We start from the raw sequence: 23,666 nt of genomic DNA, 5'->3' as shown, positions 1-23,666 counted from the left end.
CAGCTCGAATTGTCTGGCGCGGGGTGCGGCCGGAAACCGCGCACTTTGTCTTTCGATTTCGTCCGGCCCCAAAGAAAAGGCGGAAGTCGCGGTCGCGCTTCCGCCCTTTTGTCGTTGATCAGATCTGGCCGACGGCCTTTTCTGCAGCGGCGATCTCTGCCTGGCGGCGTACCACCTCGTCACCGATCGGCGGGCCGCGGAAGCGGCGGCTCTCGAAGCCGAACCAGACAGCGCCGGTCAGCACCAGGAAGCCCACGGTGATGTAGAGCGCCCAGTCGTTCGGCGGCTGCACGCCGAGGACGAAGATCAGCACCATGGCGATGATCGAGAGTACGGCGAACAGCTTGAACATGCTCTCGCCGAGGTTCCACGGGCCCATCTTGTCCCACTTCGAGGTTCCCCAGGCGAAGAGGCCGAGCGTGATCGGGATCGCAAAGGAGAAGAACAGGAAGATGACCGTGCACGAAACGACGATGGTGTAGACCGGCGTCTCGCCGATCGAGACCAGCGACGAGCCCCAGACGAACAGGACCGACAGGATCGAGCCGATCCAGATCGCGGCAACCGGCGTGCGGTAGGTCGGGCTCACCTTGGCAAGCGCCTTGGAGGCCGGCAGACCGCCGTCGCGCGAAAACGCGAAGATCATGCGCGACACCGATGTCACCGTTGCCAGACCGCACAGCCACTGGCTGACGAGGATGGCGAGATAGAGGATGTCCTTGATGATGGGGTGCACCTGCGCATCCATTGCCCAGAAGAACACGTTCCAGCCCTGCTTGGCGGCTTCGTCCATGTTCGGGATCATCAGCACGAACGAGCACAGCATGATGTAGCCGAAAAGCGCCGACCAGAGCACCGACGAGACCATGCCACGCGGCACCGAATGGGCGGCTTTGACCGTCTCTTCCGAAGTGTGCGCCGAAGCGTCATAGCCGGTGATCGTGTAGATCGGCAGGAGCAGGCCGAGCAGGAACACCCAGGTGCCCGAGGTCTGAGGCCACACGTTGCCGCCGGCTTCACCGGAATAGTTGGAGAAGGTGAAGAGACGGGCGATGTCGTAGCTGTCGGCTGCGACCAGGCATACGAGCGCCAGCAGGATCGACGTCGCGAAGATCAGGTAGCCCGAAAAGTCGGTGAGCTTGGCTGTCAGCCCGATGCCCATATGGTTTACCAGCGCCTGCCCGCCGGTGATGATGGCGAGGAAGACGATGCGCGTCAGCGTCGTATCGGCGAGGCCGAAATAGGGCGTGCCGAAGGAACCCATGAAGAAATAATAGGTGCCGACGTTGATCGCACCGAGAACGGTGACGAGACCGAGCAGGTTGAACCAGGCCGTCAGCCAGCCGGTGAAGCGGTTGCCGAGGATCGAACCCCAGTGATAGAGGCCACCCGCCGTCGGATAGGCCGAGCTGATCTGTGCCATGGCAACGGCGAAAACCAAGGAGATGAAGCAGCCAAGCGGCCAGCCGATGCCGATCGCAGCGCCCCCTGCGCCGGCGGTCGCCTGGGCGAGCGAGTTGATGCCGCCCGAAAGAATGCAGATGATCGAGAACGACACCGCGAAGTTCGAGAACTGGCTCATGCGCCGCTCGAGCTCCTGGGCGTAGCCCATCGAGTGCAAGACGCTCATGTCCTGCTTTTTGTCTGAATCACTGTAGTCCGACATTTTTCTTCCCCTGATTTCTTCAGACCACACCGCCCCATTGCGGCAGGGTCCCATAAACCACCCTGCCCCGGCTGGCCGGAACAGGACCGCGGCAACGCCGCTCCCCAGGGTCTTTTATTGTGCCGAAAGTGCCGCCACGCCTTTGGCGAGCAGCCCTTCCAGGTAATCGGCCATGACCCTTTGGCCGATGTCATTGCGAATGAGATCGTTGCGGATCTCGATCATCACATTCGGCAGCCCGTTCTGGACGCCGTATTCGATCAGGCTATGGGTAACGCCGTCGGCCGGGCCGTAAGGCTCGTTGCGACGGATGTCATAGGCGACCCTGCCCTTCGTGGCGGTCGCCAGCATATGGTCGGCAAGCCGGCTGTCGGCATCGTGCAGCACGCCGACTTCGACTGCCCGCGGCTTGCCGAAATAGACGGGCGTAAAACTGTGCATCGTGACCAGTACCGGCGGACGGCCGGCAGCCTTGCGCTCGGAAACGAAACGGGCGACCGCATCGTGGAACGGCCGGTAGATCTCGTCGACACGCGCCTGGCGCTCGTCGGCCGACATCGTCCGGTTTCCCGGGATCTCGTAGACCTCGCTGACGGCAGGCATGGCCGCGTCCGCTTCCGGCGGGCGGTTGCAGTCATAGGCAAGGCGGGAGAAGCGCTGGTAGATCAGTGTCGCGTCGAGCCTTGCCGCAAGGAGCCTCGCGACCGCAAGCGCACCCGGATCCCAGGCGATATGGCTTTCGAGCGCCTGTTCGCTGAGGCCGAGCGTCCCGAGCCGCTCGGGAACCAGGCGCGAGGCGTGCTCGCAGACGAGTACGATATCGCCCGTGCCTGCGGCGTTTTCGACCGCAACCGGCTCACCATCTGCTTCGGTCAAAAGTCGCGTCAACACCGGCATCCCCTCTTGCCCCGTTAGACGTTCGTTAATGAAAAGAATTCTTCAGAGAACGGCGAGTGTCAATCAAAATCTGAAACGATCTCTTCAAAATTGCGATTGACTCCAATTGTGACAGCGATGTTTAATCTGTCACAAACCGGCTCTAGATCGGTTCAGGGGAGACAATTTGAGCAGCAAGGCGACATCCACGACGGTGTCGGACGTGATCACTGCCCAATTCAACGCGCTGACCCGCGCGGAGAAGCAACTGGCGGAGACACTTCTCGACAATTATCCCGTATCGGGACTCGGCTCGATCACCACGGTCGCCGAGAACGCCGGCGTTTCGACTCCGACGGTCGCGCGCATGGTGCAGAAGCTCGGCTTCCGCGGCTTCCCGGATTTCCAGGCGCGCCTGCACCAGGAACTCGAAGCGACGATCTCCAACCCGATCACCAAGCACGACCGCTGGGCGGCCAACGCGCCCGGCACCCACACGCTCAACCGCTTTGCCGATGCCATCACCAGCAACCTGCGCGAAACGCTGACCCAGATCGAGCCGCAGGACTTCGACGAGGCGGCCGCTCTCATCGCCGACCGCAAACGCAGCGTCTATCTGCTTGGCGGGCGCATCACCCGTTCGCTCGCCGATTATCTCTTCACCCACCTGCAGGTGATCCGCCCCGGCGTCACCGAGATCGCTTCGAACGCCAGCGCCTGGCCGCACTACGTGCTCGACATGCGCCAGGGCGACGTGCTGATTCTCTTCGACATTCGCCGCTACGAGCAGGAAATGGTGACGCTTGCCAAATCCGCCCGCGAGCGCGGCGTCGAGATCGTGCTTTTTACCGATCGCTGGAGTTCGCCGGTCGCCAAGTCCGCCTCAAAGGTGTTTCGCTCGCAGATCGAGGTGCCGTCCGCCTGGGACAGCTCGGTGGTGATTCTGTTTTTGATCGAAGCCCTGATCGAGGCTGTGCAGAGTTCGAACTGGGAGGAGACCCGAGACCGAATGAAGACGCTCGAGGGCCTGTTCGATTCCACCCGCATCTTTCGCAAACCCGTTTAGGAGAGCTGCCGACACCGTTCAAAGGATTTCATGCAGTTATGCGACAGTGGCCCGCCGGACCAAAAAAAGAAATGTTCTTACAACGACATACGCGGCGCGAACGGATAAACCCCTGTCACATTACTTTCATCGCACCTCTTTAACAGCTTCGCCGAAATCGACTGAAACCCCACGAATTTGACTAAACCCATAAGGAGAACTCCAGTGATTTCAAAAACCCGACGCCTGCTTTCGCTCTCCACCGCCATTTTCCTGGCGACGACCGCAATCGCCGCTGCCGAGCCGAGCGCCGAGCTCATCGAAGCCGCCAAGAAGGAAGGCATGCTGACGACGATCGCCCTGCCCCACGACTGGTGCGGCTATGGCGACGTCATCGCCTCCTTCAAGGCCAAGTATCCGGAAATCCAGGTCAACGAACTGAACCCGGACGCAGGCTCGGCCGACGAAGTCGAAGCCGTCAAGGCAAACAAGGACAACAAGGGCCCGCAGGCGCCTGACGTCATCGACGTCGGTCTCGCCTTCGGCCCGCAGATGAAGGCCGAAGGCCTGCTGCAGCCCTACAAGGTCTCCACCTGGGACGAGATCCCCGACAGCGTCAAGGACGCCGAAGGCTATTGGTACGGCGACTACTACGGCGTGATGTCCTTCCTCGTGAACAAGGACCTCGTCCAGAACGCACCGAAGGACTGGGCCGATCTCCTGAAGCCGGAATATGCCGGTCAGGTCGCTCTCGCCGGCGACCCGCGCGCCTCGAACCAGGCGATCCTCGGCGTTCTCGCCGCTGGTCTCGCCAAGGGCGCAAAGTCGGGCAAGGAAGCCGGTGAAGCCGGTCTCGGCTACTTCGCCGAACTGAACAAGGCCGGCAACTTCGTTCCTGTCATCGGCAAGTCGGGCACGCTCGCCCAGGGCTCGACCCCGATCGTGGTTGCCTGGGACTACAACGCGCTCGGTTGGGCCAAAACCCTCGCGGGCAACCCGCCGACCGAAGTCGTCGTCCCGGCGAGCGGCGTTCTCGCCGGCGTCTACGTTCAGGGCATCTCGGCCTACGCGCCGCACCCGAACGCAGCGAAGCTGTGGATGGAGCACCTCTATTCCGACGAAGGACAGCTCGGCTGGCTCAAGGGCTTCTGCCACCCGACCCGCTTCAACGCCATGGTCAAGGCCGGCAAGGTTCCGCAGGAGCTGATCGACGCCCTGCCGCCGGCAGCAGCCTATGAAAAGGCCTACTTCCCGACGCTCGAAGAAGTCGACGCCAACAAGGCTGCCGTCACCGGCGGCTGGGATTCCGTCGTCGGCGCGAACGTCCAGTAAGCCTTTCCACAGTCCTGTCGCCCCGGCCGGTTTTCCGACCGGGGCGCTTAGGTTATTCGTAAGAAATTCAAGTCTTTGGGGCGAGAACTGGAAACCGTGCGCGGTCCGCCTGCATCCCGCTTCTCACTGGCAGCAATCGATAACGCCCGCGTCGAAAACGCGGCTTCAGGGGCGCGAACGGAATGTCATCTGCTAAACCCGACGCCAGCCCGCCGGCGCGTCGCCTACCGCTTCACTGGCTGGGCATTCTTCCCTTTGCCGCCTTCGTGACGCTGTTCCTGCTTCTGCCGACGATGAAGATCGTGGTCGGTGCCTTCCAGACGCCCGATGGCAGCTTCACGCTCGACAACATCCGCGGCCTGTTCACGCCCTCGATCCTGGCTGCCTACTGGATCTCCATCAAGATCAGCATCGCCTCGGCCCTTCTCGGTTGCCTGATCGGCTTTGCCATGGCGTCTGCCATCGTCTTCGGCGGTCTGCCGAAGGGCATTCGTGGTCCGCTGCTCACCTTCTCGGGCGTCGCCTCCAACTTCGCCGGCGTGCCGCTCGCCTTCGCCTTCCTCGCGACCCTCGGCCCAGTCGGCATCGTCACCGTCTTCCTGCGCTCGAACTTCGGTCTCGACCTCCGGATGCTCGGCTTCAACCTGCTCTCCTTCTGGGGGCTGACAGTCACCTATCTGTTCTTCCAGATCCCGCTGATGATCCTGATCATCACGCCGGCGCTCGACGGGCTGAAGCGCGAATGGCGCGAGGCCGCCGAAATTCTCGGTGCCACCGGCCTGCAATACTGGCGCATGGTCGCCTTCCCGATCCTGCTGCCGTCGCTGCTCGGCACGCTGGCGCTGCTCTTCGCCAATGCCTTCGGCGCCGTTGCGACCGCGATCGCGCTCACCGGCTCGTCGCTGTCGATCGTGCCGATCCTGCTCTTTGCCCAGATCCGCGGCGACGTGCTCGGCAATCCGCATCTCGGCTACGCGCTCGCCTTCGGCATGATCGTCGTCACCGGCATCGCCAACGCGATCTACATCTGGCTCCGTTCCCGCAGCGAAAGGTGGCTGAAATGAAGAAGATCTGGTCCTGGGGAGCCCTCGTTTTCGGCCTCCTCTATTTCACCCTGCCGCTCATCGGCATGACCAACTTCTCGCTCAAGATGCGCCGCGGCGAATACTCGTTCGATGCCTATCAGAAGGTCTTTGCCGATCCGCGCTTCCAGGAGACCTTCACCTATTCGGTGATGCAGGCGCTGTTCACCATCATCTTCGGCGTGCTGCTCGTCGTACCCACAGCCTATTGGGTCCGGCTCAAGCTGCCGCGGCTGCGCCCGGTGATCGAGTTCATCACGCTTCTGCCGCTGGTCATCCCGGCGATCGTCATCGTCTTCGGTTACATCCGGCTCTACAACACCTCGAGCTGGCTGCCGCTGACCGGCTCGCTGACGGGCACCAACATCCTCCTGATGTTCGGTTATGCGACGCTCGCGCTTCCCTACATGTACCGCGCGGTCGACACCGGGCTTCGCACCATCGACGTCGCCACGCTCACCGAAGCCGCACAGAGCCTTGGCGCCGGCTGGGCGACGATCCTTGCCAAGATCATCCTGCCGAACGTGCTCGTCGCGGTGCTCTCGGGCGCCTTCCTGACCTTCGCCATCGTCATCGGCGAGTTCACCATGGCGGCGCTTCTCAACCGCCCGGCCTTCGGCCCGTACATGCAGCTGCTCGGCGCCAACCGCGCCTATGAGCCGGCCGCACTCGCCGTCATCGCATTCGGCATCACCTGGGGCTGCCTCGGCCTCATCCAGCTCGTCTCGCGCTTCCAGAAAAGCGCGCCTCCTAAGGCCTGAGGACCGCACCCATGAGTTTCCTGTCACTCACCAGCATCAAGAAGTCCTTCGGCCCGGTTCAGGTCGTGCATGATTTCAACATGAACATCGAGAAGGGCGAGTTCGTGTCGTTCCTCGGCCCGTCCGGCTGCGGCAAGACGACGGTTCTGCGCATGATCGCCGGCTTCGAGACGCCGACCAGCGGCAAGATCGTCATCAACGGCAAGGATCAGAACGCGCTGAAGCCCAACCAGCGCAACATCGGCATGGTGTTCCAGGCCTATGCGCTGTTTCCCAACATGAACGTGCATGACAATGTCGCCTTCGGCCTCAAGGTCGCAGGCACCGACAAGTCGGAGATCGACGCGAGGGTGAAGCAGATGCTCGGGCTGATCAAGCTCGAGCACCTGGCGGACCGCTTCCCCTACCAGCTCTCCGGCGGCCAGCAGCAGCGCGTTGCGCTTGCCCGCGCCATTGCGGTCAAGCCGCAGGTGCTGCTGCTCGACGAGCCGCTTTCGGCGCTCGACGCCAAGATCCGCGTGTCGCTGCGCGAGGAAATCCGGCAGATCCAGCAGCAGCTCGGCATCACCACGGTCTTCGTCACCCACGACCAGGAAGAGGCGCTGTCGATCTCCGACCGCATCGTCGTCATGAATGCCGGCCGTGCCGACCAGATCGGCACGCCCTTCGAGATCTACAACACGCCCTCGACGCGCTTCGTCGCCTCCTTCGTCGGCACGCTCAGCATCATCGAGGGCAAGGTCGCCGACCCGGCCGCAGGTGCCGTCACGATCGGCAATCAGCAGATCGCGCTGAAGGATCCGATTTCCGGCATGAAGGGCGGCGACAGCATCTCGCTGGCGCTGCGTCCGGAAGCCGGCTCGATCGCCGAGGGCGCCAAGGGCGATACCGCCCTTGCCGGCGAGGTCGTCTCGACCAGCTTCCTCGGCTCGGTCATCCGCACCCGCCTTCGCGTCGGCGGCGACGTCATCTCCTTCGACATGTTCAACAATCCGGGCGTGGCCCCGCCGGTTTCCGGCGACAACGTCACCCTGCGCTTTGCCGCCAAAGACTTGCTCGTCATTCGCGAGTAGCACCAACCGGCATGGCGCAGCGAATGGCTGCGCCATCGGTAAACGCTGAACGAGGACGAGATCATGGCCAAGGCGGAACCAAGTGCCTTTGTCAGGCACATCCAGGACGAACTCTCCGATCTCGGACCCGTCCAGACAGAGCGTTTCTTCGGCGGCTGGGCCTATCTCGTCGCCGACAAACGCTTTGCCGTCAGCATCAAGGACCGCCTCTACTTCCGGGTTGACCAGGCGCTGAAGGACGCCCTTGCGGCCGAGGGCTGCCAGCCTTTCGCCTATCAGAAGGCCGGCAAGACCGTGGTCGTGCACCGCTTCTACGAAGCGCCGGTCGATTGCCTCGACGACCACGATGCCCTTCTCCATTGGGCCGGACGGGCACTTGCAGCCGAAGACGACGAGCTTCGCGGATAAACAGGGGTGCATTGCCGCCGCGTCTGAAACGCGCCGCCCCCAACGCCGCCGCCATCGAAACGAATTTGCCAGACCTCTGCCCGATAAGCAAAAATCTGTCGTGATTTCTGCTCTTTTCGTCGCGCCGTGCGTTTGACCGCGCCTCTGCGGCCTATATAGTCGCGATGTTCTCAGGGCGGGGCGAAATTCCCCACCGGCGGTAGCGGTCGAAAGACCGAAGCCCGCGAGCGCTTTGGAGCTTACGCCCCAGAGGTCAGCAGATCCGGTCGAATTCCGGAGCCGACGGTCACAGTCCGGATGGAAGAGAGCAAGCAGGAACGTGGGACCCCACCGGGGACCCCGCGCGCATGCATGTTCGCCCGACGGGATCATTGGAAAACGCCAAACCCTGAAAGGCTTGAGACCATGACCATTCTTTCCCACCCCGCCGCCAAGATCGCGATCGTTCGTGCCCGCTGGCATGCCGATATCGTCGACCGATGCGTCGATGCCTTCGTGGCGCAATGGACGAAGCTCGGCGGCTCGGCGGCAGACGTCGAGATCTTCGACGTGCCCGGTGCTCTGGAAATCCCGCTGCATGCGCAGACGCTGGCCAAGACCGGCCGCTATGCCGCGATCCTCGGCACCGCCTTTGTCGTCGACGGCGGCATCTACCGTCACGACTTCGTCGCCGGAACCGTGCTCGACGCCATGATGCGCGTGCAGCTCGACACCAATGTGCCAGTGCTTTCGGCCGTGCTGACGCCGCATAATTTCCAGGAGAGCGAACCGCTGATCGCCTTCTTCCGCGAGCACTTCGTCTTGAAGGGTACGGAGGCCGCCAACGCCTGCGCCCAGATCCTCGATGCCCGCGCCAAGCTGGCGCTGGTCAACGCCTGATCGGCCGTTACACCTTTGAGGCGCCGGCGCTCTACTCGGCCCCTCATCCGCCCGGTGAGGGCTTGCCCCTCATCCGGCTGCCGCCACCTTCTCCCCGCTCGCGGGGAGAAGGACGCATGGGCACGCTTGTCGCCCAAATATACCCCTGACTATCGAGAACGACTGTCTCCCAGGGACAATCAGAGACCCCGGCATTGGCAAGAGGCCTCGTCCCCTCTCCCCGCCTGCGGGGAGAGGGTTAGGGTGAGGGGCTAGGCTCGCCGATTGCTTTAAGTTCACGAGCCTGCCGTCCCATTGAATCGACTTCTGAACCAGCTGAATCAAGCCGACAGCTCCTACCGATAACGCGCTGTTTCGACTCTCGAATTCTCGCAAAATCAATGCACCCCTTCACCCTTGTGCAGGCCACGCTCCAGCGCCGCCGCGCGTTGCCGGTGTCCCGCCACCTCGTAGCCAACAATGACGACGACGGGCGCCAGCATCAGGATGATCAGGCACTTGGCCATGTCGAGCCCGGCGATCGCCGCGACCACTGAGGCAGCCAACACCAGCGCCGAGCCGGCAAGCAGCCAGAGGTGCAGGCGGTCTACCTGCTGCATGAGATAGGCATACATCGCGTAGAGCAGACCGATGTAGAAGGCCACGGGAACCGCGACCGTCAGCACGGTTGCGACCGAGCCGATATGGGCCTTGTGCTCGATGTAATAGGCCGCGACATGCAGCCCGGCCCCGGTGGCGACGATCGAGGCGAAGATCGGCATGTGGCCGTAGCCCCAGACGAAGGACCGCTTTTGACGGTACTGATGCAGGATCTCGGCGCTCGGCAGCAGGAAATAGATCCACCACATGCCGAAGGTGAGCCCCGTCCCCGCCAGGCAGACGAGCGCGACATCGAGGTTCCAGCCCTGCCCTTCGACCACGGCGGAGATCGAGGCGACCGTGCCGACCACCCCTTCCCCGAGCGCGATGATGGCAAGCAGTCCGTAGCGCTCGGCGATGTGATGGGCATGCCAGGGCGTTCCGCCGTAGCGCATCTCGGCGATATAGGGACCGAGCATTTCGATCGCCGTCAGCCCCACGACCATGACGAAGGTCACCAGCAACGAGAAATCGAAGAAGATCAGCACGACCCAGCCAAGCTGGGCGAGGCTGATTGCCTTGACATAGGCCATGCAGGCATCCCGTCGTGCCGGGTCCTGCCGGCTGGCACGCAGCCATTGGAAGAGCATCGCCACCCGCATGACGACATAGCCGAGCACCATGATGCCGTTGTTGAGGTGTTCGCCCTTGTCGATCGATTCGAACATCGGCGGCAGGCCGATCGCAAGGATCAGCACGCCGACCATCTGCACCATGGTGACGATACGGAAAACCCAGTCGTCCGTGTCATAGGCGGAGGCAAACCAGCTGAAATTGATCCAGGCCCAGCAGATGGAGAACGTCGCAAGCGCAAAGCCGGCGAGGCCGGAAAAGATGTGCCCCTCCGCCAGGAAATGGGCAAGCTGCGAAGCGGCGAGACTGAAGGCGATGACGAAGGTCAGGTCGAACAACAGTTCGAGCGTCGTCGCCGTCCGGTGATGTTCATGCGTGTCGCGGCCGCTCATGCGCGCAACATGATGGTGCGCGCTTTGATGCGGCTCGGTCGAGGTCGTTTCACTCATGCGGCAACGTCCTTCATTTGACGATCCGCAAGAATATTCAAATATTTGCAGAAGCTTCGTCAAGGCGAAGGACGAGCCCGGACGCGAAAACGCCCGGCATCGCTGCCGGGCGTGTCGTCACGATGCCCGAGGGAGGATCAACGGCACCGCGATATTGGGTCAGGCCCTGAGATCGGGAGGGGATGCGGGCGGAAACCGCCCACATTTTTCCTCACCCGGCCCTGGCGGCATCCAGGCGATTGATCGCCTCGACATTGCCGGCCGAAGAACCGTTCGGGTCGAACTCGGAGGCGAGCCAGGTGTCGACGATCGACTTTGCCAGTTCCGGGCCGATGACGCGGGCGCCCATGGTGATGATCTGGGCGTTGTTCGACTTGGCGGCCCGCTCGGCCGAATAGGTGTCGTGCGTCAGCGCCGCGCGGATGCCCGGCACCTTGTTGGCGGAGATGCACACACCGATACCGGTGCCGCAAAAGAGGATGCCGCGGTCATGCTTGCCCTCGACGACCTGCTGCGCCAGGTTCTGCGCGAGGTCCGCATAGAAGCCGGACTGGCTGAGGTCCACGACTTCGACGTCGCTCCGGCTGCCAAGATGGGCGGCGATGACATCCAGCAGGGGCTTGCCGGCGCTGTCGGCTCCGATTGCAATCTTCATGATTGTTCCTTTCGTTCTTCTTGAGCTGCAACGGCCGGAGGCTCAGATCGCCTTTGCGACACGCTGCAGAATGTCGAGATAGCCAGTGACGTCCCAGGCGGAGCGGCCGATGAAGAGGCCGTCGATATGCGCCTCAGTAATCAGTTCTTCGCAATTGCCGGGGTTGACGCTGCCGCCGTAGAGCACCGGCACGCGCCGGCCGAGTGCGGCTTCGGCCACCTCGGCGATGCGCTTGTGACGCTCGTCGGCATAGTCAGCCGTCGCCGGGATGCCGTTGACGCCGATCGCCCAGACCGGCTCGTAGGCAAGCAGGATCTCAGCCGCCTTCGCCTCGCCTTCGAGACGCTCAAGCGCGCCTTCGACCTGGCGCTTCAGCACCTGATCCGCCTCGCCCGCTTCGCGCTCGGCAAGCGTCTCGCCGATGCAGATCAGCGGCACCAGACCGTGGCGCACGGCGGCGGCCGTCTTCAGGCCGACGGTGCGATCGGTCTCGCCGAAATGCTCGCGACGCTCGCTGTGCCCGAGCTCGACCACGTCGAGATTGCAGTCTTTCAGCATCAGCGGCGACACTTCGCCGGTCCAGGCGCCGGCATCGTCCCAATGCATGTTCTGCGCACCGACCTTGACGCTGGTGCCGGAAAGACGCGCCTTGACCTCGCGCACCGCCGTGAACGGCGGGATGACGAAGCGTTGGATGCGCGCGTCGCGCGTCGCGTCGGCCGCGGCAAGACCGTCGGCAAAGGCCATCGCCTCGGCGAGCGTCTTGTTCATCTTCCAGCTGGTGCCGACCCACAGGCCCGACTTCTTCATGCTTTCTCCTTGCGATGGTCGACCCTGACCAGCCGGATGCCCGCCTCCTCGAGCGGTGCCGCGTGCTCCGCCGCCACCTCGGCGCCGGTCAGCACCGCGTCGAAGGCATCGAGCCCGGTCAGGAAGTGGAGCGCCGAGCGCCCGAATTTGTCGTGGTCCACCAGCAGGTACGTGCGCTTGGCCGCCTTCGCCATCAGGCGCTTGGCCTGCACCACCTCCTGGTCCTGGTGGAAGGCCGCGGTTCCCTCGATCGCCGAACTCGACAGAAAGGCGATGTCGACGCGCAGCGACCTGAGCGCCTCGTCGGTAACGATGCCGAAGAAGCCGTTGAACTTCTTGCTGTACTGTCCGCCGAGGGCGATGACGTTGATGCCGGGGGCGCCTGAGAGACTGGTGATCACCCCGAGATTGTTGGTGATGACCGTCAGCGGACGGATATCGCGGATGCAGTCGGCGATCGCGCCGGTTGTCGAACTGTCGTCGATGAGGATGCTCTGCCCCGGCTCGATCAGGCTTGCCGCATGCTCGGCGATCCGCCGCTTTTCGGAGATCGCGATCTTCTCGCGGTAGCGGAAGTCGCTTTCGAATTGCGGGCTCGACTGGATCGAAGCGCCGCCATGCACCTTGCGCAGAAGGCCCGCCTGCTCGAGGTCGTCGAGATCGCGATGCACCGTCATCTTGCTGACGCCGAAGCGCAAGGACAGGTCTTCGACGGAGGCCGTCCCGGCCTCCATCAGCACATCCATGATCGCCTGTCGCCTGTCTTCCGGCTTCATCGTCTCGGTCCCGATCACGCGCAGCCTCAGCCGCGCTCACCGTGAGAAGATAACACCTATTTGTGATATTTCAATTTCTATCACGTGATTTTGTGATTTTTCAATGTGATTTTGCAATGTGGCTTTTCGGGCGATTGAAGCCCGTGTCGATGTAGGGCTCCCAGAATTCGACCGACTCCCGGATCATCTGGACGACGTTGTGATCCGTCGGCTCGCGCTCGCGGAAGGAAAGCTCCAGGCAGATCTCGTTGTCCGTGCCGCCGCCGGCCTTGACTGCCCCGATCAGCTTCTCCGGCGTGATGCGGCCGTCGCGGTTGTAGGCGGCGGTGAACGGCCAATGACCGCCCTTGTTCATCGAGGACTGCTTGATGTGGATGATCGGCGATCGCTCCGGAAAGGCGCCCGCCCAGGCATAGGGATCGATGTCGTCGGGGTTGTCGGAGGTGACGTCGCCATGGTCGATGTCGACCATCATCTTCATCGGGATCGGCAGATCCGCTTCGGCCAGCCGCCGGTCGAGCGCCCGGCATTCCTCGATCGTGTGACCGAATTCGCGGCCGACCGACATCGGCTCCCAGAAGACATAGGAGAGCCCCGCCGCCATGCCGTGCTCGGCCACCTCGCGCCAGCAGTCGATGGCGACCCTCATCATCTCTTCGCGCCGTGCCGGGTCACCATAGTCCTTGAGCGTGAAGATCGCGAACTGCGTGCCCATGCCCGACGCGCCGAGCTCGGCGGAGATGTCGGCAAAGGTCTTGAACCAGTCGACATAGTAGCGCCTGACATCCGGGTCCGGGTGGCCGAAATGGTTGAGCCGGCCATAGGGCCCGGTCATGCCCGAGGTGATCTTCACGCCGGTACGGTCGAGTGCTTTGCGAAACTGCCTGAGCGTCTTGGCAATCGTTGCGGCCGGCCAGCCGGGATTGACGAACTCGTGGGTGAGCTGGACGTAGCCGATACGGATCTTCTCGGCAATCGTGTCGATCAGGTCATCGGGCTCAGCAAAGCGGTTGACCAGCGGATTGGTGTTGAGCGAGAGCGTGAAGGCCACGGTCGGCTCCTCCTACCAGGTAAATTTCGGAAGAATGAAATCGGGGCTGGCGCCATGCTCGGCAAAGAGCCGGCGGCGCTCCTCGTCCGAGGCGCGCTCCAGGATCCCGGTCGTCACCAGCACCGCGTGAAGCCCTGCATTCGCCGCACCGGCAATGTCGTGCTCGATGCTGTCGCCGATCGCGCAGACCCGCGTCGAATCGGGCTGCCCGAGGAAGTCGAGCGCTGACGCATAGATGTCGGCAAAGGGTTTGCCGATCCAGCGAACGGTGCCGCCGAGTTCCTCGTAAAGCTCGGCGATGCGGCCAGCGCCGAAGGCGGTACCTTCCTTCGTCAGCATCACCTTGTCCGGATTGGTGCAGAGACAGGGCACGCCGCGTCTGGCGGCCGGTGCCAAAAGCGCCTCGTAGTGGGAAAGCGGCTGGACATCGCCCTCGCTCGCGGCGAGCAACACGAAATCGGCATCGGCACCACTCTCCGTGCGTTCGAGGTCTAGCCCCGTCAGCGGCGAGACGTCACCGTCGCGACTGATCAGCAGGCACTTGCGCCGCCCACCGGCGGCACCCGCGCCTTCCCGCCTGAGGATCTGCCAGGCGACCTCGCCCGAGGTCAGGAACCAATCCCAGCTTCCCGCGACGAAACCGAGATCGACGAGGCGGCGGTCGTTTTCCGCCGACCGCTTGCCGGAATTCGAGAGGATGATGATGCGCTTTCCCGCATCCTTCAGCTTGACCAGCGTTTCGGCCGCGCCCGGATAGGGCCCGAGGCCATCGCGCAACACCCCGAACTGATCGATCAGGAAGGCGTCGTAGCGATCGGCAATCTCCCCAAGTCCCTCGATCGCAGTCGTTTGAGCAAACGTCACAGCACACCAGCCTTTCTGGCACCCGCAAGAGCAAGCCGCGCCGTGCCGGCCGCCGCCTCCTCGGAGAGAACCGGCAGGAACGGCACGCCGAGCTTGCGCGCCCGGATAGCGCCCCAGGCCGCGTTCTTCGCGCCGCCGCCGACACTGCGGAGCGATCGGAGCCCCGGTCCGCCAAGCGCTGTCAGCCGCTGATAGGCGAGGCTCTCGACGCCTGCGATGCCCTCGAAGATCGCCTTGAGGAAGGTCGCGTCATCGGCCGGCCGCGGGCTCATGCGCGGGGCGAAATCCGGATCGGCGATGGGAAAGCGCTCTCCGGGCTTCACCAGCGGATAATAATCGAGCCCGGTGTCGACGGCCGGATCGATCTCGGCCGAAAGTGCAGCGATCCGGTCGGCTGAGAAATGTTCCGCCAGCACCACCCCGCCCGTATTGGAAGCCCCGCCGGCGAGCCACATCTCGCCGATGCGGTGACTGTAGAGCCCGTATTCCGGCGCAAATAGCGGACGGTCGGAAAGCATCTTCACCGTCAGCGTGGTACCGAGCGCGCTGACGCCGTCGCCCGGCTGATCGGCGCCGGTGGCGAGAAACGAGGCGCATCCGTCCGTGGTGCCGGCAACGACCACCACGTCGCTTGAAAACCCGAAGGCTTCGGCCGCTTCCGGCGAGATCGTCGCGATCGGCGCACCGGCCGGCAGTACATCCGGCAGCAGATCGACAAGCGCGCCGGTCCTTTCCATCCAGTCCGGCCAGGACCGCGACACCGGATCGTAGCCGGTCTTGAGCGCATTGTTCTCGTCGGAGACATCGTAGAGCCCGGTGAAATGGCCGGCCAGCCAATCGGCCTGATGGATCACCCGGAAGACACCCGGCAGCGACTGGAAGACGAGAAGCTTGGCAAGGCCGGATGTGGCGCCATGCGCGGCACTCTCGCGCGGCGCGTGGGCGGCAATCGCCTCGAGAAGCGCGCGGTCGCCAACCGGATCATTGTACATCATCGGCACCACCAGCGGCGCGCCCGCATGATCGACCGGCAGCATCGTACCTGATGTGCCGTCGATCGAAAGCGCAACGACCTTCCGCCGGTTGACGCCGCCGAGCGCTTCACCAAGCGCCGCCTGCACCGCCTTCCACCAGCCGATCGGATCGCGATGATCGTCGGAGAAGGATGAAAGCTTCGCCGCACCCGACGCCACGATGGTGCCGTCCGCCGCCATGGCAACCGCCCGTGCACCGGAGGTGCCGAGGTCGATACCGACAACGAGTTTGTCTGACTGGCTGCTCATTGCAGCACCTGTCCGGCCCGATTGAGCTGCTGGCGGTACTTTTCCGCGTCCCAGCCGAGAAGCTCGGCGTTTTCCGCTTCGCTCAGATAGCGCAGCCGCGCATCGGTCGGAATGCGCGCCGTCACGTCGGCAAGGCACCGGGCCATGGCGAAGGCACCAGCGGATATCTCCTTCTGCACCAGCACGCCCTTGCCGGGAAAGAGCAGCAAGGGCGGCAGGCTGTCGCCGGTCGCACGCCGTTTCGTCTCGATCGAAAGCGCGGTCTCGCCGGGTGCGGCGACCACGACACCCTTGCCGAGGAAGATCACATGATCCGGATAAAGGCTGCCACCGGCAGCAAGCCGGCAACTGTCGAGATCGGCGGCGACCGAATGAAGGGCAACGTCCTCCGGCAGCCGGTAATCGCTGTCGACGGCAAGGCGGGAAAGCGCCGCCAGATCTGCCGCCGGAGCGAGCCTGCGCGCCCCGGTCAGGCGGCGGGTAATGTCCGTCAGCAGGATCGCCGCATCGACCACGGTTTCAGCAGCGACGACCAGGCCGTGATTACCGAGGATCAGAATCGACGTGTTGTCCTGCATCCGCTCGGCAATCGCCTTGGCAAGCGGCAATCCCGGCCGGGCATAGGGCACGAAAACATGGGGGTAGCCCGCAAGCCGCTCGGCAGCGATCGCCGCACCGTTGCTCTGCACCGCCGTCGCGATCGTCTCGACGCAGTGCACATGCACCACCACCTTCTGCGGCATCAGCGCATGCACCGTGGTTTCGATCGAGGGGCGCAGGCCCGAAGGGTTGCGCTCGGCGATCACGAAATCCTGCGCCTTCTCGGTTGCCGGATCGTTCGCATCCAGCGCTTCGAGCAAGGGCTCAAGCGCCACCGGCACCATGACGTCGCGCTGGCGCGCATGCGCCAGCCAGAGACCGGACGCCTTGATCCAGAGCGTTCCGCCCTCCTTGATCGAGGTGTTGCCGCCCGCCCCCTGCACCAGAAGCGGATCCGCCCCCACCCGGGCCGAAAGATCGAGAAGCGCTTCGAATTCCAGACTTCGCATCCGATCTCCTTCAGGCCGCTTGCTGCTGGCGTTCCAGCCAATGGGTAAAAGCCTGCCGCTCGGCCGGCGTCATGTGCAGGCCATGCTTGGTGCGCCGGTCGAGAATATCATCCGCCGTCAGCGCCCATTCGTTGTCGATGAGGAAGCGCGCCTCGCGCTCGAAAAAGAGCGGGCCGAAGGCCGGACCGAGATCGTCGAGTGATGTGGCTCCGGCAAGCAGTGCATGCGTCCGCGTGCCATAAAGCCGCGCATAGTGTTTGGCGAGATCCGATGGCAGCCAGCGGTAGCGCGCCTTGAGCTCACCCAGAAACAGATCGAAATCGGCGTCTGCCATATCGCCGCCCGGCAGATGCGCCTTCGCCGTCCAAGCTGGCCCCATCTTGGGAAAAAAGGACTTCAGCCGCTCCAGCGCGTGCTCGGAAAGCTTGCGGAAGGTGGTGATCTTGCCGCCGAAGACCGAAAGCAGCGGCGGCTGCCCCTCGGCCGCATCGACCTCGAAGATGTAGTCGCGCGTCACCGCCGACGGGTTCTCGGCATTGTCGTCATAGAGCGGGCGTACGCCGGAGAAGCTGTAGACGATATCGTCGGAGGTCAGCTGCTGTTTGAAGTAGCGGTTCACCGATTTCAGGAGATAGGCGATCTCGTTGTCGTCGGCGGCCACATCCTCCGGACGGCCTTCGTAAGGGATATCCGTCGTGCCGATCAGCGCCAGGTCGTTCTGGTAGGGATTGATGAAGATCACCCGCTTGTCCGGGTTCTGGACGAGATAGGCCTGCCGTCCCTCCCAGAATTTCGGCACGACGATGTGGCTGCCCTTGACCAGCCGCACGCTGCGGGTGGAGTTCAGGCCGCCGATCCGGCCGATGACGTCGTTGACCCAGGGACCGGCGGTGTTGACGACGCAGCGCGCCCTCGCCTCGCTTTTCGCCCCCGTCCGCGTGTCGGTCATCTCGATCGACCAGAGCCCGTCGCGCCTGCGGATCGCGCTGCAGGCGGTGCGCGTCAGCACCCGCGCGCCGCGATCCCGGGCGTCGAGCGCGTTCAAGACCACCAGCCGGGCGTCGTCCACCCAACAGTCCGAATATTCGAACGCTTTGCGATATTCACGCTTGATCGGCGCGCCCTCCGGCGCCGTCGCGAGATCGAGGCTGCGCGTGCCCGGCAGGCGCTTGCGCCCGCCGAGATGGTCGTAGAGGAAGAGCCCGAGGCGCACGAGCCATGCTGGCCGGTCCTCAGGGTTATGCGGCAGCACGAAACGCATCGGCCAGATGATGTGCGGGGCGGACCGAAGCAGCACCTCGCGCTCGATCAGCGCCTCGCGCACCAGGCGAAACTCGTAATATTCGAGGTAGCGCAGGCCGCCATGCACCAGCTTTCCGGAGCGCGAACTCGTGCCTTGCGCCAGGTCGTCCTTCTCGCACAGGAGAACCGAGAGCCCGCGCCCGGCCGCGTCGCGCGCAATGCCCGCGCCGTTGACGCCGCCGCCGACGACGAACAGATCGTATATTCCGCTATCGGAACTCAACGTCGTTCCTCCTGTCATCAGCACGGATTGACCGGCGGCAGACCGGCGATGTAGCGGCGCACTTCCTCGGCCGCCATTTCCGCGGCAAAGGTCACGGTGCGCACCGAAGCGCCGGCGATATGCGGCGTCAGCGTCACGTTCGGCAGTTTGAGCAGTGGCCAGTCCTCCGGCACCGGCTCGACGGCGAAGGTCTCCAGCATCGCCGCCGACAGATGACCGCTCTCGAGGCTTTCGTAGAGCGCGTCGTAGTCGCAGAGCGGCCCACGCGCCGTGTTCACGAAGATCGCGCCCGGTTTCATCCTGGCGAAGGTCTCGGCGTTCATCATGTTGCGCGTCTCCTCGGTCACGCGCGGGTGCAAGGTCACCACGTCTGAGCGGGAGAGAAGATCGTCGAGCGACACCTGCTCGACACCAGCGTTCAGATCATCGGCCGAGAGCTGCACATAGGGATCGTGCACCAGCACCCTGGTGCCGAAGGCGCGCAGGAGGCGCACCACCTTGGTGCCGATATTGCCATAGCCGATGACGCCGACGGTCATCTCGCAGAGTTCGCGGCCGGTGCGGTCGGCGCGGTAGAGGTCGCCGCGCCATTCTCCCTTGCGCAGGGCCTCATGGCCGGTGCGGATCAGCCGCGTTTCGGCGAGAATGGCGCCGAGCGTGAATTCGGCAACGGCGTTGGCGTTGCGACCGGGCGTGTTGACGACGCGAACGCCGGCATCCCTCGCAGCCCCCATGTCGATATTGACAGGACCGCCGCGCGAGACAGCGACGAGCTTCAAGCCGGGCAGCGCCTGAAGCATGGCACGGGAAAGCGGAGCCAGCTGCGTCACCAGGATTTCGGCGTCGGCAATGAAGTCGATGATGTCCTCGGGCTTGCCGAGATATTCCTTGAGGCCATCCATGCCCTCCACGGCGTAGCCGTGCTCCATCGGCACATCCGGCCAGGGCAGTTCGAGGGTGCGAATGTCATGGCCGTTGCCGGTCGCCTCGACGATCTTGTCGCGGAACACGTCCGGCAGCATGAACCGGTCGCCGATGATCGCTATCTTCTTCATTTCGGTCTTTCCTGTTGGTCTTCCGTGGCGGCACCTTGGGAGAGTGCGTGCCAGACGGGTCTGAGCGCCTTTCGCGACTGCTGGTAGGCGGGGAAGAGTTCGTCAAAGCGGCGGGCGAGCCCCGGATCGGCGGCTTCCGCCGGCCGCTGGTAAGGGGTGACCCAGTCGCCGAGGCAATCGGCCATCGAGGGATAGATGCCAAGCGAAACGGCGGCGATCATGGCGGCACCCGCGGCCCCCGCCTCCTCCCGCTCGCTCGTCTGGACGCTCGCGCCAAGGGCCGCCCCCAAAATGCGGCGGAGCGAAGCGCTGCGGGCAGCACCGCCCGTCAGCCGGATGCGGGAGGGCAACGGCCCCATCTCGGCGTAGCAATCGCGCGCGGCCATGGCGAGGCCGTCGAAGACCGCCTTCACCATGTCGGGAAAGCCGTGGGCGACCGACAGCCCGACGAAGGAGGCGCGCGCCGAAGCGTCGACGAAGGGCCCGCGCTCGCCGGCTTCCGAGATATAGGGCTGAAAGATCAGCGACGTGTCCCTGGCGTCGGCCAGCCAGCCATCGACATAAGCGAGCAATTCGTTCTTTGACTTCTCGACACCCATGCCCTTGAGCAGGCCCGACCCGACCGACAGGATCCAGTCGATGTTGAGCGTCGCCGCCATGTTGGACTGCATCTGCGCATAGGCGCCCGGGATCGGCATGCACATGGTGTAGCCGGTCAAATCCCGGTTCAGCCGCACGTCGTCGGCGCCATTGGCAAGCCGCATGTGCATGCCGGTCGAGCCGATGATCGAGCAGCCGGTATCAGTGCCCGGATCGTAGAGCCCGGCCCCAAGCGCCGTGCAGACGACATCGACGTAGCCGAGCACGATGGGCGTACCCTCGGTAAGGCCGGTCGCCTTCGCCGCTTGCGCTGAAAGCGAGTGATGCGTGGTGGCGCCGTCGACGATCTCCGGCAGCACATGCTTCAGCTTTTCGAGGCCGAGAAAGGCGATAACGTCGTCGTTGTAGGTCCGGGTGCGGAAGTTGCCGAAGCTGAAATTGGCCTCGGACGGATCGGTCGCGCGCTTGCCGGTCAGCCTGAAATAGAGCCAGTCCTTGCAGTGGAAGGTGGTGGCGACGCCCGAAAGCATCTCGGGCGCATGATCGCAAATCCAGCGTAGCTGCGGCCCCTGCTGGCAGGCGGCAAGGCCAGAACCGGTGCTTTCGAAGCGCGCGATATCGCCGCTGTCGGCGCGCAGCCGCTCGACGGTCTCGCCGGCGCGCGCATCGAGCCAGAGCCAGCCCTTGCCGACCGGCACGCCCGCCTTGTCGATCATCCAGGTGCCGTCGCCCTGGCCGGTGACCGCGATCGAGGCAACGCGGCCCGCGAGGTTTTCGATCTTGTCGGAGAGCTGCTTTAGCGTCGTTGCCGCGTCGGCCCAGGTACGTTCCAGATCCTGCACGCTGCCGGCGCGACCTACGGCCTCATAGGCGTTCGGCAGCGCCGCCATGGCGAGCTGCCGGCCGGTGAGATCGAAGGCCACCGACTTGATGACCGACGTCCCCGCATCGATGCCGATGAGGATGTCCCGCATCAGGCAAGCTCCTGTCCATGGCTGATCGCCCGCCCGCTCTCGCCGTCGAAGACGTGCAGGCTCGACGGGTCCAGATGAATGCCGATGGGCTGACCGACATCGAGCTGCGTGCGGTCGTGCTCGACCAGCACCATGGTGCCGCCGGCGAAATCCGCCGCGATATGGGTCTGGTCGCCGAGCCACTGGTTGACGGCGACGCGGCCGGTGACGCCGTCGGCGCTGCGGCGCACCGAATAGGGGCGGATGCCGAGCACCACCTTCTGCCGCTTGACGAGTTCGTCACGCACCGCATGCGAGAAATCCGAGGCCGCATATTCAAGCCGCACGCCATCCTTGAGGCCAAAGGCCATCTTGCTTTCGGAGCCGGAAACGCTGGCCTCGAACACGTTCATCGGCGGCTCGCCGACGAAGGTGCCGGTGAAGAGATTGGCCGGCCGCTCCTTGATCTTCTGCGGCGTGTCGAACTGCTGCAGCACGCCGCCTTCCATGACGGCGATACGATCGGCAAGAGCGTTGGCCTCGGTCTGGTCGTGGGTGACGAGGATCGCCGTCAGCCCGCGTTCCTTGATGAAGTGCTTGATGCGCCCGCGAAGCAGTGCCCGAAGCTGCGGCTCGAGCTGCCCCATCGGCTCGTCGAGCAGATGCAGGTTGGCATCTCGGATCAGCGCCCGGCCGAGCGAGGCGCGCTGCTGCTGGCCGCCGGAAATCGAGCTCGGGTAACGCCCGAGAATGTCTTCGATCTCAAGCAGCTTGGCGATACCCGCCACCTTCTCGTCGACGACACTCTGAGAGAGCTTCGAGGCCTTCAGCGCAAAAGCGATGTTTTCGCGCACCGTCAGCGGCGGATAAAGCGAATAGCCCTCGAACGCCATGGCGACGTTGCGGCGCACCGGCGGCAGCGTCTGGACCTCTTTGCCTGCAAGCGAGATCGTGCCGCGCGACACCGCCTCGAAGCCGGCGATCATGCGCAAGGTCGAGGTCTTGCCGCAGCCGGACGAGCCGAGCAGCGCGATGATCTCGCCCTTTTTCACATCCATGTTCAGGTTCTTGACGGCATGCACGCCGTAATCGACGGGGCCATAGAACTTGTCGACGTCCTTGATCAGAAGGGCGGTGTCGGTCATGCCGCTTCTCCATTGCGCTTGGCTGCAAGGTCGGCGCGCGGCAAAAGAGCGCCGCTCGTCTTGTCAAAGAGAAAGGCCTGCGTGCCATTGACGGCAATATGGGCAGGTCCCGCGGTCGGGCCAGGCGTACCGGCCGGGCGCGACACCAGGATTTCGCGGCCGCGGGCCGTCAGGGCCAGGGTCACAGTCTTTTCGTTGAGCGGCGTTTCCGCCTCCACGGTCACAGGGATGGCGCCAGGTGCGGCGGCATCGACGAAGCTGATCGCTTCCGGACGCAGGCCAAGCACGCACGGACTGCCGACGACATCGGCGCCGTAATCAGCAAGCCGAACCCGGACATTGGAGAGTTCCACGAACACCCCCTCGCCGCCGCGTTGCGGCGTGACATCGAGCAGGTTGATGGTGGGGTCGCCGAAGAGCCGGGCAATCTCGATATCGGCGGGGGCGTTGTAGATCTCCTGCGGCGTGCCGATCTGACGGATGCTACCTGAGGCCATGACCGCGATCCGGTCGCCGAGCGCCATCGCCTCCTTGTAGTCCTGGGTAACGTAGACGACGGTTGCGCCTTGAGCTGCAAGCAGCCGCGGCAGTTCCAGCCGCATCTCGAAGCGCAGCTTGGCGTCGACGTTGCGCAAGGGATCGTCGAGCAGAAGCAGCGGCGGCGAGCCGACGAGTGCGCGGGCAAGGGCCGTGCGCTGCTTCTGGCCGTTCGAAAGCGCCTTCGGGTGATGCGTCAGCACATGGTCGATCTTCAAGAGTTTCGCCACCTTCTGCACGCCGGCTGCGATCTTCTCCTTCGACGATTTCGTTGCCGTCAGCGGGCTGGCGATATTGTCGAAGGCGCTCATATGCGGGAACAGCGCGAAGTTCTGGAACGCCATGCCGACGCCGCGATGCTCGGCATCGACATCGGTCATGTCCTCGCCGCCGATCAGCACCCGGCCCGCGTCCGGTTCGATGACACCGGCGACCAGCCGAAGCAGCACGGTCTTACCGGCGCCGGAGGGGCCGAAGAGCACCAGCCGCTCGCCATCGGCGACGTCGAGCGTCAGGTCATCGAGAACCGTCTGGCTCTTGTAGCGCTTGACGATGTTCTTCAGTTGCAGCGTGGTCATGA

22 protein-coding genes and 1 riboswitch are annotated in these 23,666 nt (G+C 64.1%); of the genes, 7 read left to right on the top strand and 15 right to left on the bottom strand.

Annotated elements, in window-relative coordinates; genetic code table 11:
* Positions 1–118: 118 nt before the first annotated feature.
* The gene (locus C1A35_RS03810) at positions 119–1,666 is read right to left on the bottom strand and encodes an amino acid permease (protein ID WP_104663028.1); all 1,548 of its coding nucleotides are present in this window, start codon (positions 1,664–1,666) and stop codon (positions 119–121) included.
* 114 nt (positions 1,667–1,780) lie between these two features.
* Entirely contained in the window at positions 1,781–2,554 is a 774-nt protein-coding gene (locus C1A35_RS03805; protein ID WP_104663428.1) for an N-formylglutamate amidohydrolase, read from the bottom strand.
* Between the two features lie 175 nt (positions 2,555–2,729).
* On the opposite strand from C1A35_RS03805, the gene C1A35_RS03800 reads away from it, so the two are divergent.
* The 7 genes from C1A35_RS03800 (at position 2,730) to C1A35_RS03770 (ending at position 9,122) form a co-directional block, all read left to right on the top strand.
* The gene (locus tag C1A35_RS03800) at positions 2,730–3,608 is read left to right on the top strand and encodes a MurR/RpiR family transcriptional regulator (RefSeq protein WP_104663027.1); all 879 of its coding nucleotides are present in this window, start codon (positions 2,730–2,732) and stop codon (positions 3,606–3,608) included.
* 204 nt (positions 3,609–3,812) lie between these two features.
* Positions 3,813–4,919 carry an ABC transporter substrate-binding protein gene (locus C1A35_RS03795; protein ID WP_104663026.1) on the top strand — a complete coding sequence of 369 codons (1,107 nt, stop codon included), beginning with the start codon at positions 3,813–3,815 and terminating at the stop codon, positions 4,917–4,919.
* A gap of 182 nt (positions 4,920–5,101) precedes the next feature.
* Positions 5,102–5,983: an ABC transporter permease gene (locus C1A35_RS03790; protein WP_034792273.1), complete on the top strand. Its 882-nt coding sequence runs from the start codon at positions 5,102–5,104 to the stop codon at positions 5,981–5,983.
* Positions 5,980–6,762 carry an ABC transporter permease gene (locus C1A35_RS03785; RefSeq protein WP_104663025.1) on the top strand — a complete coding sequence of 261 codons (783 nt, stop codon included), beginning with the start codon at positions 5,980–5,982 and terminating at the stop codon, positions 6,760–6,762. Before C1A35_RS03790 ends, C1A35_RS03785 begins: the two co-directional genes overlap by 4 nt.
* A gap of 11 nt (positions 6,763–6,773) precedes the next feature.
* Entirely contained in the window at positions 6,774–7,835 is a 1,062-nt protein-coding gene (locus tag C1A35_RS03780; protein WP_104663024.1) for an ABC transporter ATP-binding protein, read from the top strand.
* Positions 7,836–7,898: 63 nt separating this feature from the next.
* Positions 7,899–8,243, top strand: coding sequence for a TfoX/Sxy family protein (locus C1A35_RS03775; protein ID WP_104663023.1), 345 nt, complete (start codon positions 7,899–7,901; stop codon positions 8,241–8,243).
* Positions 8,244–8,405: 162 nt separating this feature from the next.
* A riboswitch (FMN riboswitch) is annotated at positions 8,406–8,556 on the top strand.
* Between the two features lie 92 nt (positions 8,557–8,648).
* Positions 8,649–9,122 carry a 6,7-dimethyl-8-ribityllumazine synthase gene (locus tag C1A35_RS03770; protein WP_199772853.1) on the top strand — a complete coding sequence of 158 codons (474 nt, stop codon included), beginning with the start codon at positions 8,649–8,651 and terminating at the stop codon, positions 9,120–9,122.
* A 377-nt stretch (positions 9,123–9,499) separates the two neighbouring features.
* On the opposite strand, the gene C1A35_RS03760 is transcribed toward C1A35_RS03770, so the two are convergent.
* The 13 genes from C1A35_RS03760 to C1A35_RS03700 all read right to left on the bottom strand — a co-directional run bounded on the left by C1A35_RS03760 (position 9,500) and on the right by C1A35_RS03700 (position 23,664).
* Positions 9,500–10,783: a low temperature requirement protein A gene (locus tag C1A35_RS03760; RefSeq protein ID WP_199772852.1), complete on the bottom strand. Its 1,284-nt coding sequence runs from the start codon at positions 10,781–10,783 to the stop codon at positions 9,500–9,502.
* A 211-nt stretch (positions 10,784–10,994) separates the two neighbouring features.
* Positions 10,995–11,438, bottom strand: a complete 444-nt coding sequence (derI, locus tag C1A35_RS03755) for a D-erythrulose-4-phosphate isomerase (protein WP_104663021.1) — start codon at positions 11,436–11,438, stop codon at positions 10,995–10,997.
* A 42-nt stretch (positions 11,439–11,480) separates the two neighbouring features.
* Positions 11,481–12,248 (bottom strand): triose-phosphate isomerase, encoded by a 768-nt coding sequence (locus C1A35_RS03750; RefSeq protein ID WP_104663020.1) that lies wholly within the window; start codon positions 12,246–12,248, stop codon positions 11,481–11,483.
* A complete protein-coding gene (locus C1A35_RS03745; protein ID WP_104663426.1) occupies positions 12,245–13,024 on the bottom strand; it encodes a DeoR/GlpR family DNA-binding transcription regulator in 780 nt (259 codons plus the stop codon). Before C1A35_RS03745 ends, C1A35_RS03750 begins: the two co-directional genes overlap by 4 nt.
* A gap of 100 nt (positions 13,025–13,124) precedes the next feature.
* Entirely contained in the window at positions 13,125–14,075 is a 951-nt protein-coding gene (locus C1A35_RS03740; protein WP_104663019.1) for a sugar phosphate isomerase/epimerase family protein, read from the bottom strand.
* Between the two features lie 12 nt (positions 14,076–14,087).
* On the bottom strand, positions 14,088–14,939 hold the full coding sequence (locus C1A35_RS03735; RefSeq protein ID WP_234822727.1) for a TIGR01459 family HAD-type hydrolase: 852 nt from the start codon (positions 14,937–14,939) through the stop codon (positions 14,088–14,090).
* The gene (locus C1A35_RS03730; protein ID WP_104663018.1) at positions 14,936–16,222 is read right to left on the bottom strand and encodes an FGGY-family carbohydrate kinase; all 1,287 of its coding nucleotides are present in this window, start codon (positions 16,220–16,222) and stop codon (positions 14,936–14,938) included. The genes C1A35_RS03735 and C1A35_RS03730 overlap by 4 nt, the downstream gene beginning before the upstream one ends.
* Positions 16,219–17,271: a class II aldolase/adducin family protein gene (locus tag C1A35_RS03725; RefSeq protein WP_104663017.1), complete on the bottom strand. Its 1,053-nt coding sequence runs from the start codon at positions 17,269–17,271 to the stop codon at positions 16,219–16,221. The genes C1A35_RS03730 and C1A35_RS03725 overlap by 4 nt, the downstream gene beginning before the upstream one ends.
* Positions 17,272–17,281: 10 nt before the next feature.
* Complete coding sequence (locus C1A35_RS03720; RefSeq protein WP_104663424.1) at positions 17,282–18,814, bottom strand: glycerol-3-phosphate dehydrogenase; 1,533 nt, start codon at positions 18,812–18,814, stop codon at positions 17,282–17,284.
* Positions 18,814–19,851, bottom strand: coding sequence for a 2-hydroxyacid dehydrogenase (locus tag C1A35_RS03715; RefSeq protein ID WP_104663016.1), 1,038 nt, complete (start codon positions 19,849–19,851; stop codon positions 18,814–18,816). The genes C1A35_RS03720 and C1A35_RS03715 overlap by 1 nt, the downstream gene beginning before the upstream one ends.
* The gene (locus C1A35_RS03710) at positions 19,848–21,425 is read right to left on the bottom strand and encodes an FGGY-family carbohydrate kinase (RefSeq protein ID WP_104663015.1); all 1,578 of its coding nucleotides are present in this window, start codon (positions 21,423–21,425) and stop codon (positions 19,848–19,850) included. Before C1A35_RS03710 ends, C1A35_RS03715 begins: the two co-directional genes overlap by 4 nt.
* Positions 21,425–22,549 carry an ABC transporter ATP-binding protein gene (locus C1A35_RS03705; protein ID WP_104663014.1) on the bottom strand — a complete coding sequence of 375 codons (1,125 nt, stop codon included), beginning with the start codon at positions 22,547–22,549 and terminating at the stop codon, positions 21,425–21,427. The genes C1A35_RS03710 and C1A35_RS03705 overlap by 1 nt, the downstream gene beginning before the upstream one ends.
* A complete protein-coding gene (locus C1A35_RS03700; RefSeq protein ID WP_104663013.1) occupies positions 22,546–23,664 on the bottom strand; it encodes an ABC transporter ATP-binding protein in 1,119 nt (372 codons plus the stop codon). Before C1A35_RS03700 ends, C1A35_RS03705 begins: the two co-directional genes overlap by 4 nt.
* Positions 23,665–23,666: the final 2 nt, after the last annotated feature.

The organism is Ensifer adhaerens, from assembly GCF_002940685.1.
Classification (GTDB): Bacteria; Pseudomonadota; Alphaproteobacteria; order Rhizobiales; family Rhizobiaceae; genus Ensifer; species Ensifer adhaerens_E.
The sequence above is the reverse complement of the archived record's forward strand: the minus strand, read 5'-3'. Positions and strand labels throughout refer to the sequence as shown.

What these genes read in the sequence shown, in the direction of transcription:
- C1A35_RS03810 (WP_104663028.1), bottom strand. Translation starts at nt 1,666, where the DNA reads ATGTCGGACTACAGTGATTCAGACAAAAAGCAGGACATGAGCGTCTTG.
- C1A35_RS03790 (WP_034792273.1), top strand. Translation starts at nt 5,102, where the DNA reads ATGTCATCTGCTAAACCCGACGCCAGCCCGCCGGCGCGTCGCCTACCG.
- C1A35_RS03785 (WP_104663025.1), top strand. Translation starts at nt 5,980, where the DNA reads ATGAAGAAGATCTGGTCCTGGGGAGCCCTCGTTTTCGGCCTCCTCTAT.
- C1A35_RS03780 (WP_104663024.1), top strand. Translation starts at nt 6,774, where the DNA reads ATGAGTTTCCTGTCACTCACCAGCATCAAGAAGTCCTTCGGCCCGGTT.
- C1A35_RS03775 (WP_104663023.1), top strand. Translation starts at nt 7,899, where the DNA reads ATGGCCAAGGCGGAACCAAGTGCCTTTGTCAGGCACATCCAGGACGAA.
- C1A35_RS03770 (WP_199772853.1), top strand. Translation starts at nt 8,649, where the DNA reads ATGACCATTCTTTCCCACCCCGCCGCCAAGATCGCGATCGTTCGTGCC.
- C1A35_RS03760 (WP_199772852.1), bottom strand. Translation starts at nt 10,783, where the DNA reads ATGAGTGAAACGACCTCGACCGAGCCGCATCAAAGCGCGCACCATCAT.
- derI (WP_104663021.1), bottom strand. Translation starts at nt 11,438, where the DNA reads ATGAAGATTGCAATCGGAGCCGACAGCGCCGGCAAGCCCCTGCTGGAT.
- C1A35_RS03750 (WP_104663020.1), bottom strand. Translation starts at nt 12,248, where the DNA reads ATGAAGAAGTCGGGCCTGTGGGTCGGCACCAGCTGGAAGATGAACAAG.
- C1A35_RS03745 (WP_104663426.1), bottom strand. Translation starts at nt 13,024, where the DNA reads ATGAAGCCGGAAGACAGGCGACAGGCGATCATGGATGTGCTGATGGAG.
- C1A35_RS03730 (WP_104663018.1), bottom strand. Translation starts at nt 16,222, where the DNA reads ATGAGCAGCCAGTCAGACAAACTCGTTGTCGGTATCGACCTCGGCACC.
- C1A35_RS03725 (WP_104663017.1), bottom strand. Translation starts at nt 17,271, where the DNA reads ATGCGAAGTCTGGAATTCGAAGCGCTTCTCGATCTTTCGGCCCGGGTG.
- C1A35_RS03720 (WP_104663424.1), bottom strand. Translation starts at nt 18,814, where the DNA reads ATGACAGGAGGAACGACGTTGAGTTCCGATAGCGGAATATACGATCTG.
- C1A35_RS03715 (WP_104663016.1), bottom strand. Translation starts at nt 19,851, where the DNA reads ATGAAGAAGATAGCGATCATCGGCGACCGGTTCATGCTGCCGGACGTG.
- C1A35_RS03710 (WP_104663015.1), bottom strand. Translation starts at nt 21,425, where the DNA reads ATGCGGGACATCCTCATCGGCATCGATGCGGGGACGTCGGTCATCAAG.
- C1A35_RS03705 (WP_104663014.1), bottom strand. Translation starts at nt 22,549, where the DNA reads ATGACCGACACCGCCCTTCTGATCAAGGACGTCGACAAGTTCTATGGC.
- C1A35_RS03700 (WP_104663013.1), bottom strand. Translation starts at nt 23,664, where the DNA reads ATGACCACGCTGCAACTGAAGAACATCGTCAAGCGCTACAAGAGCCAG.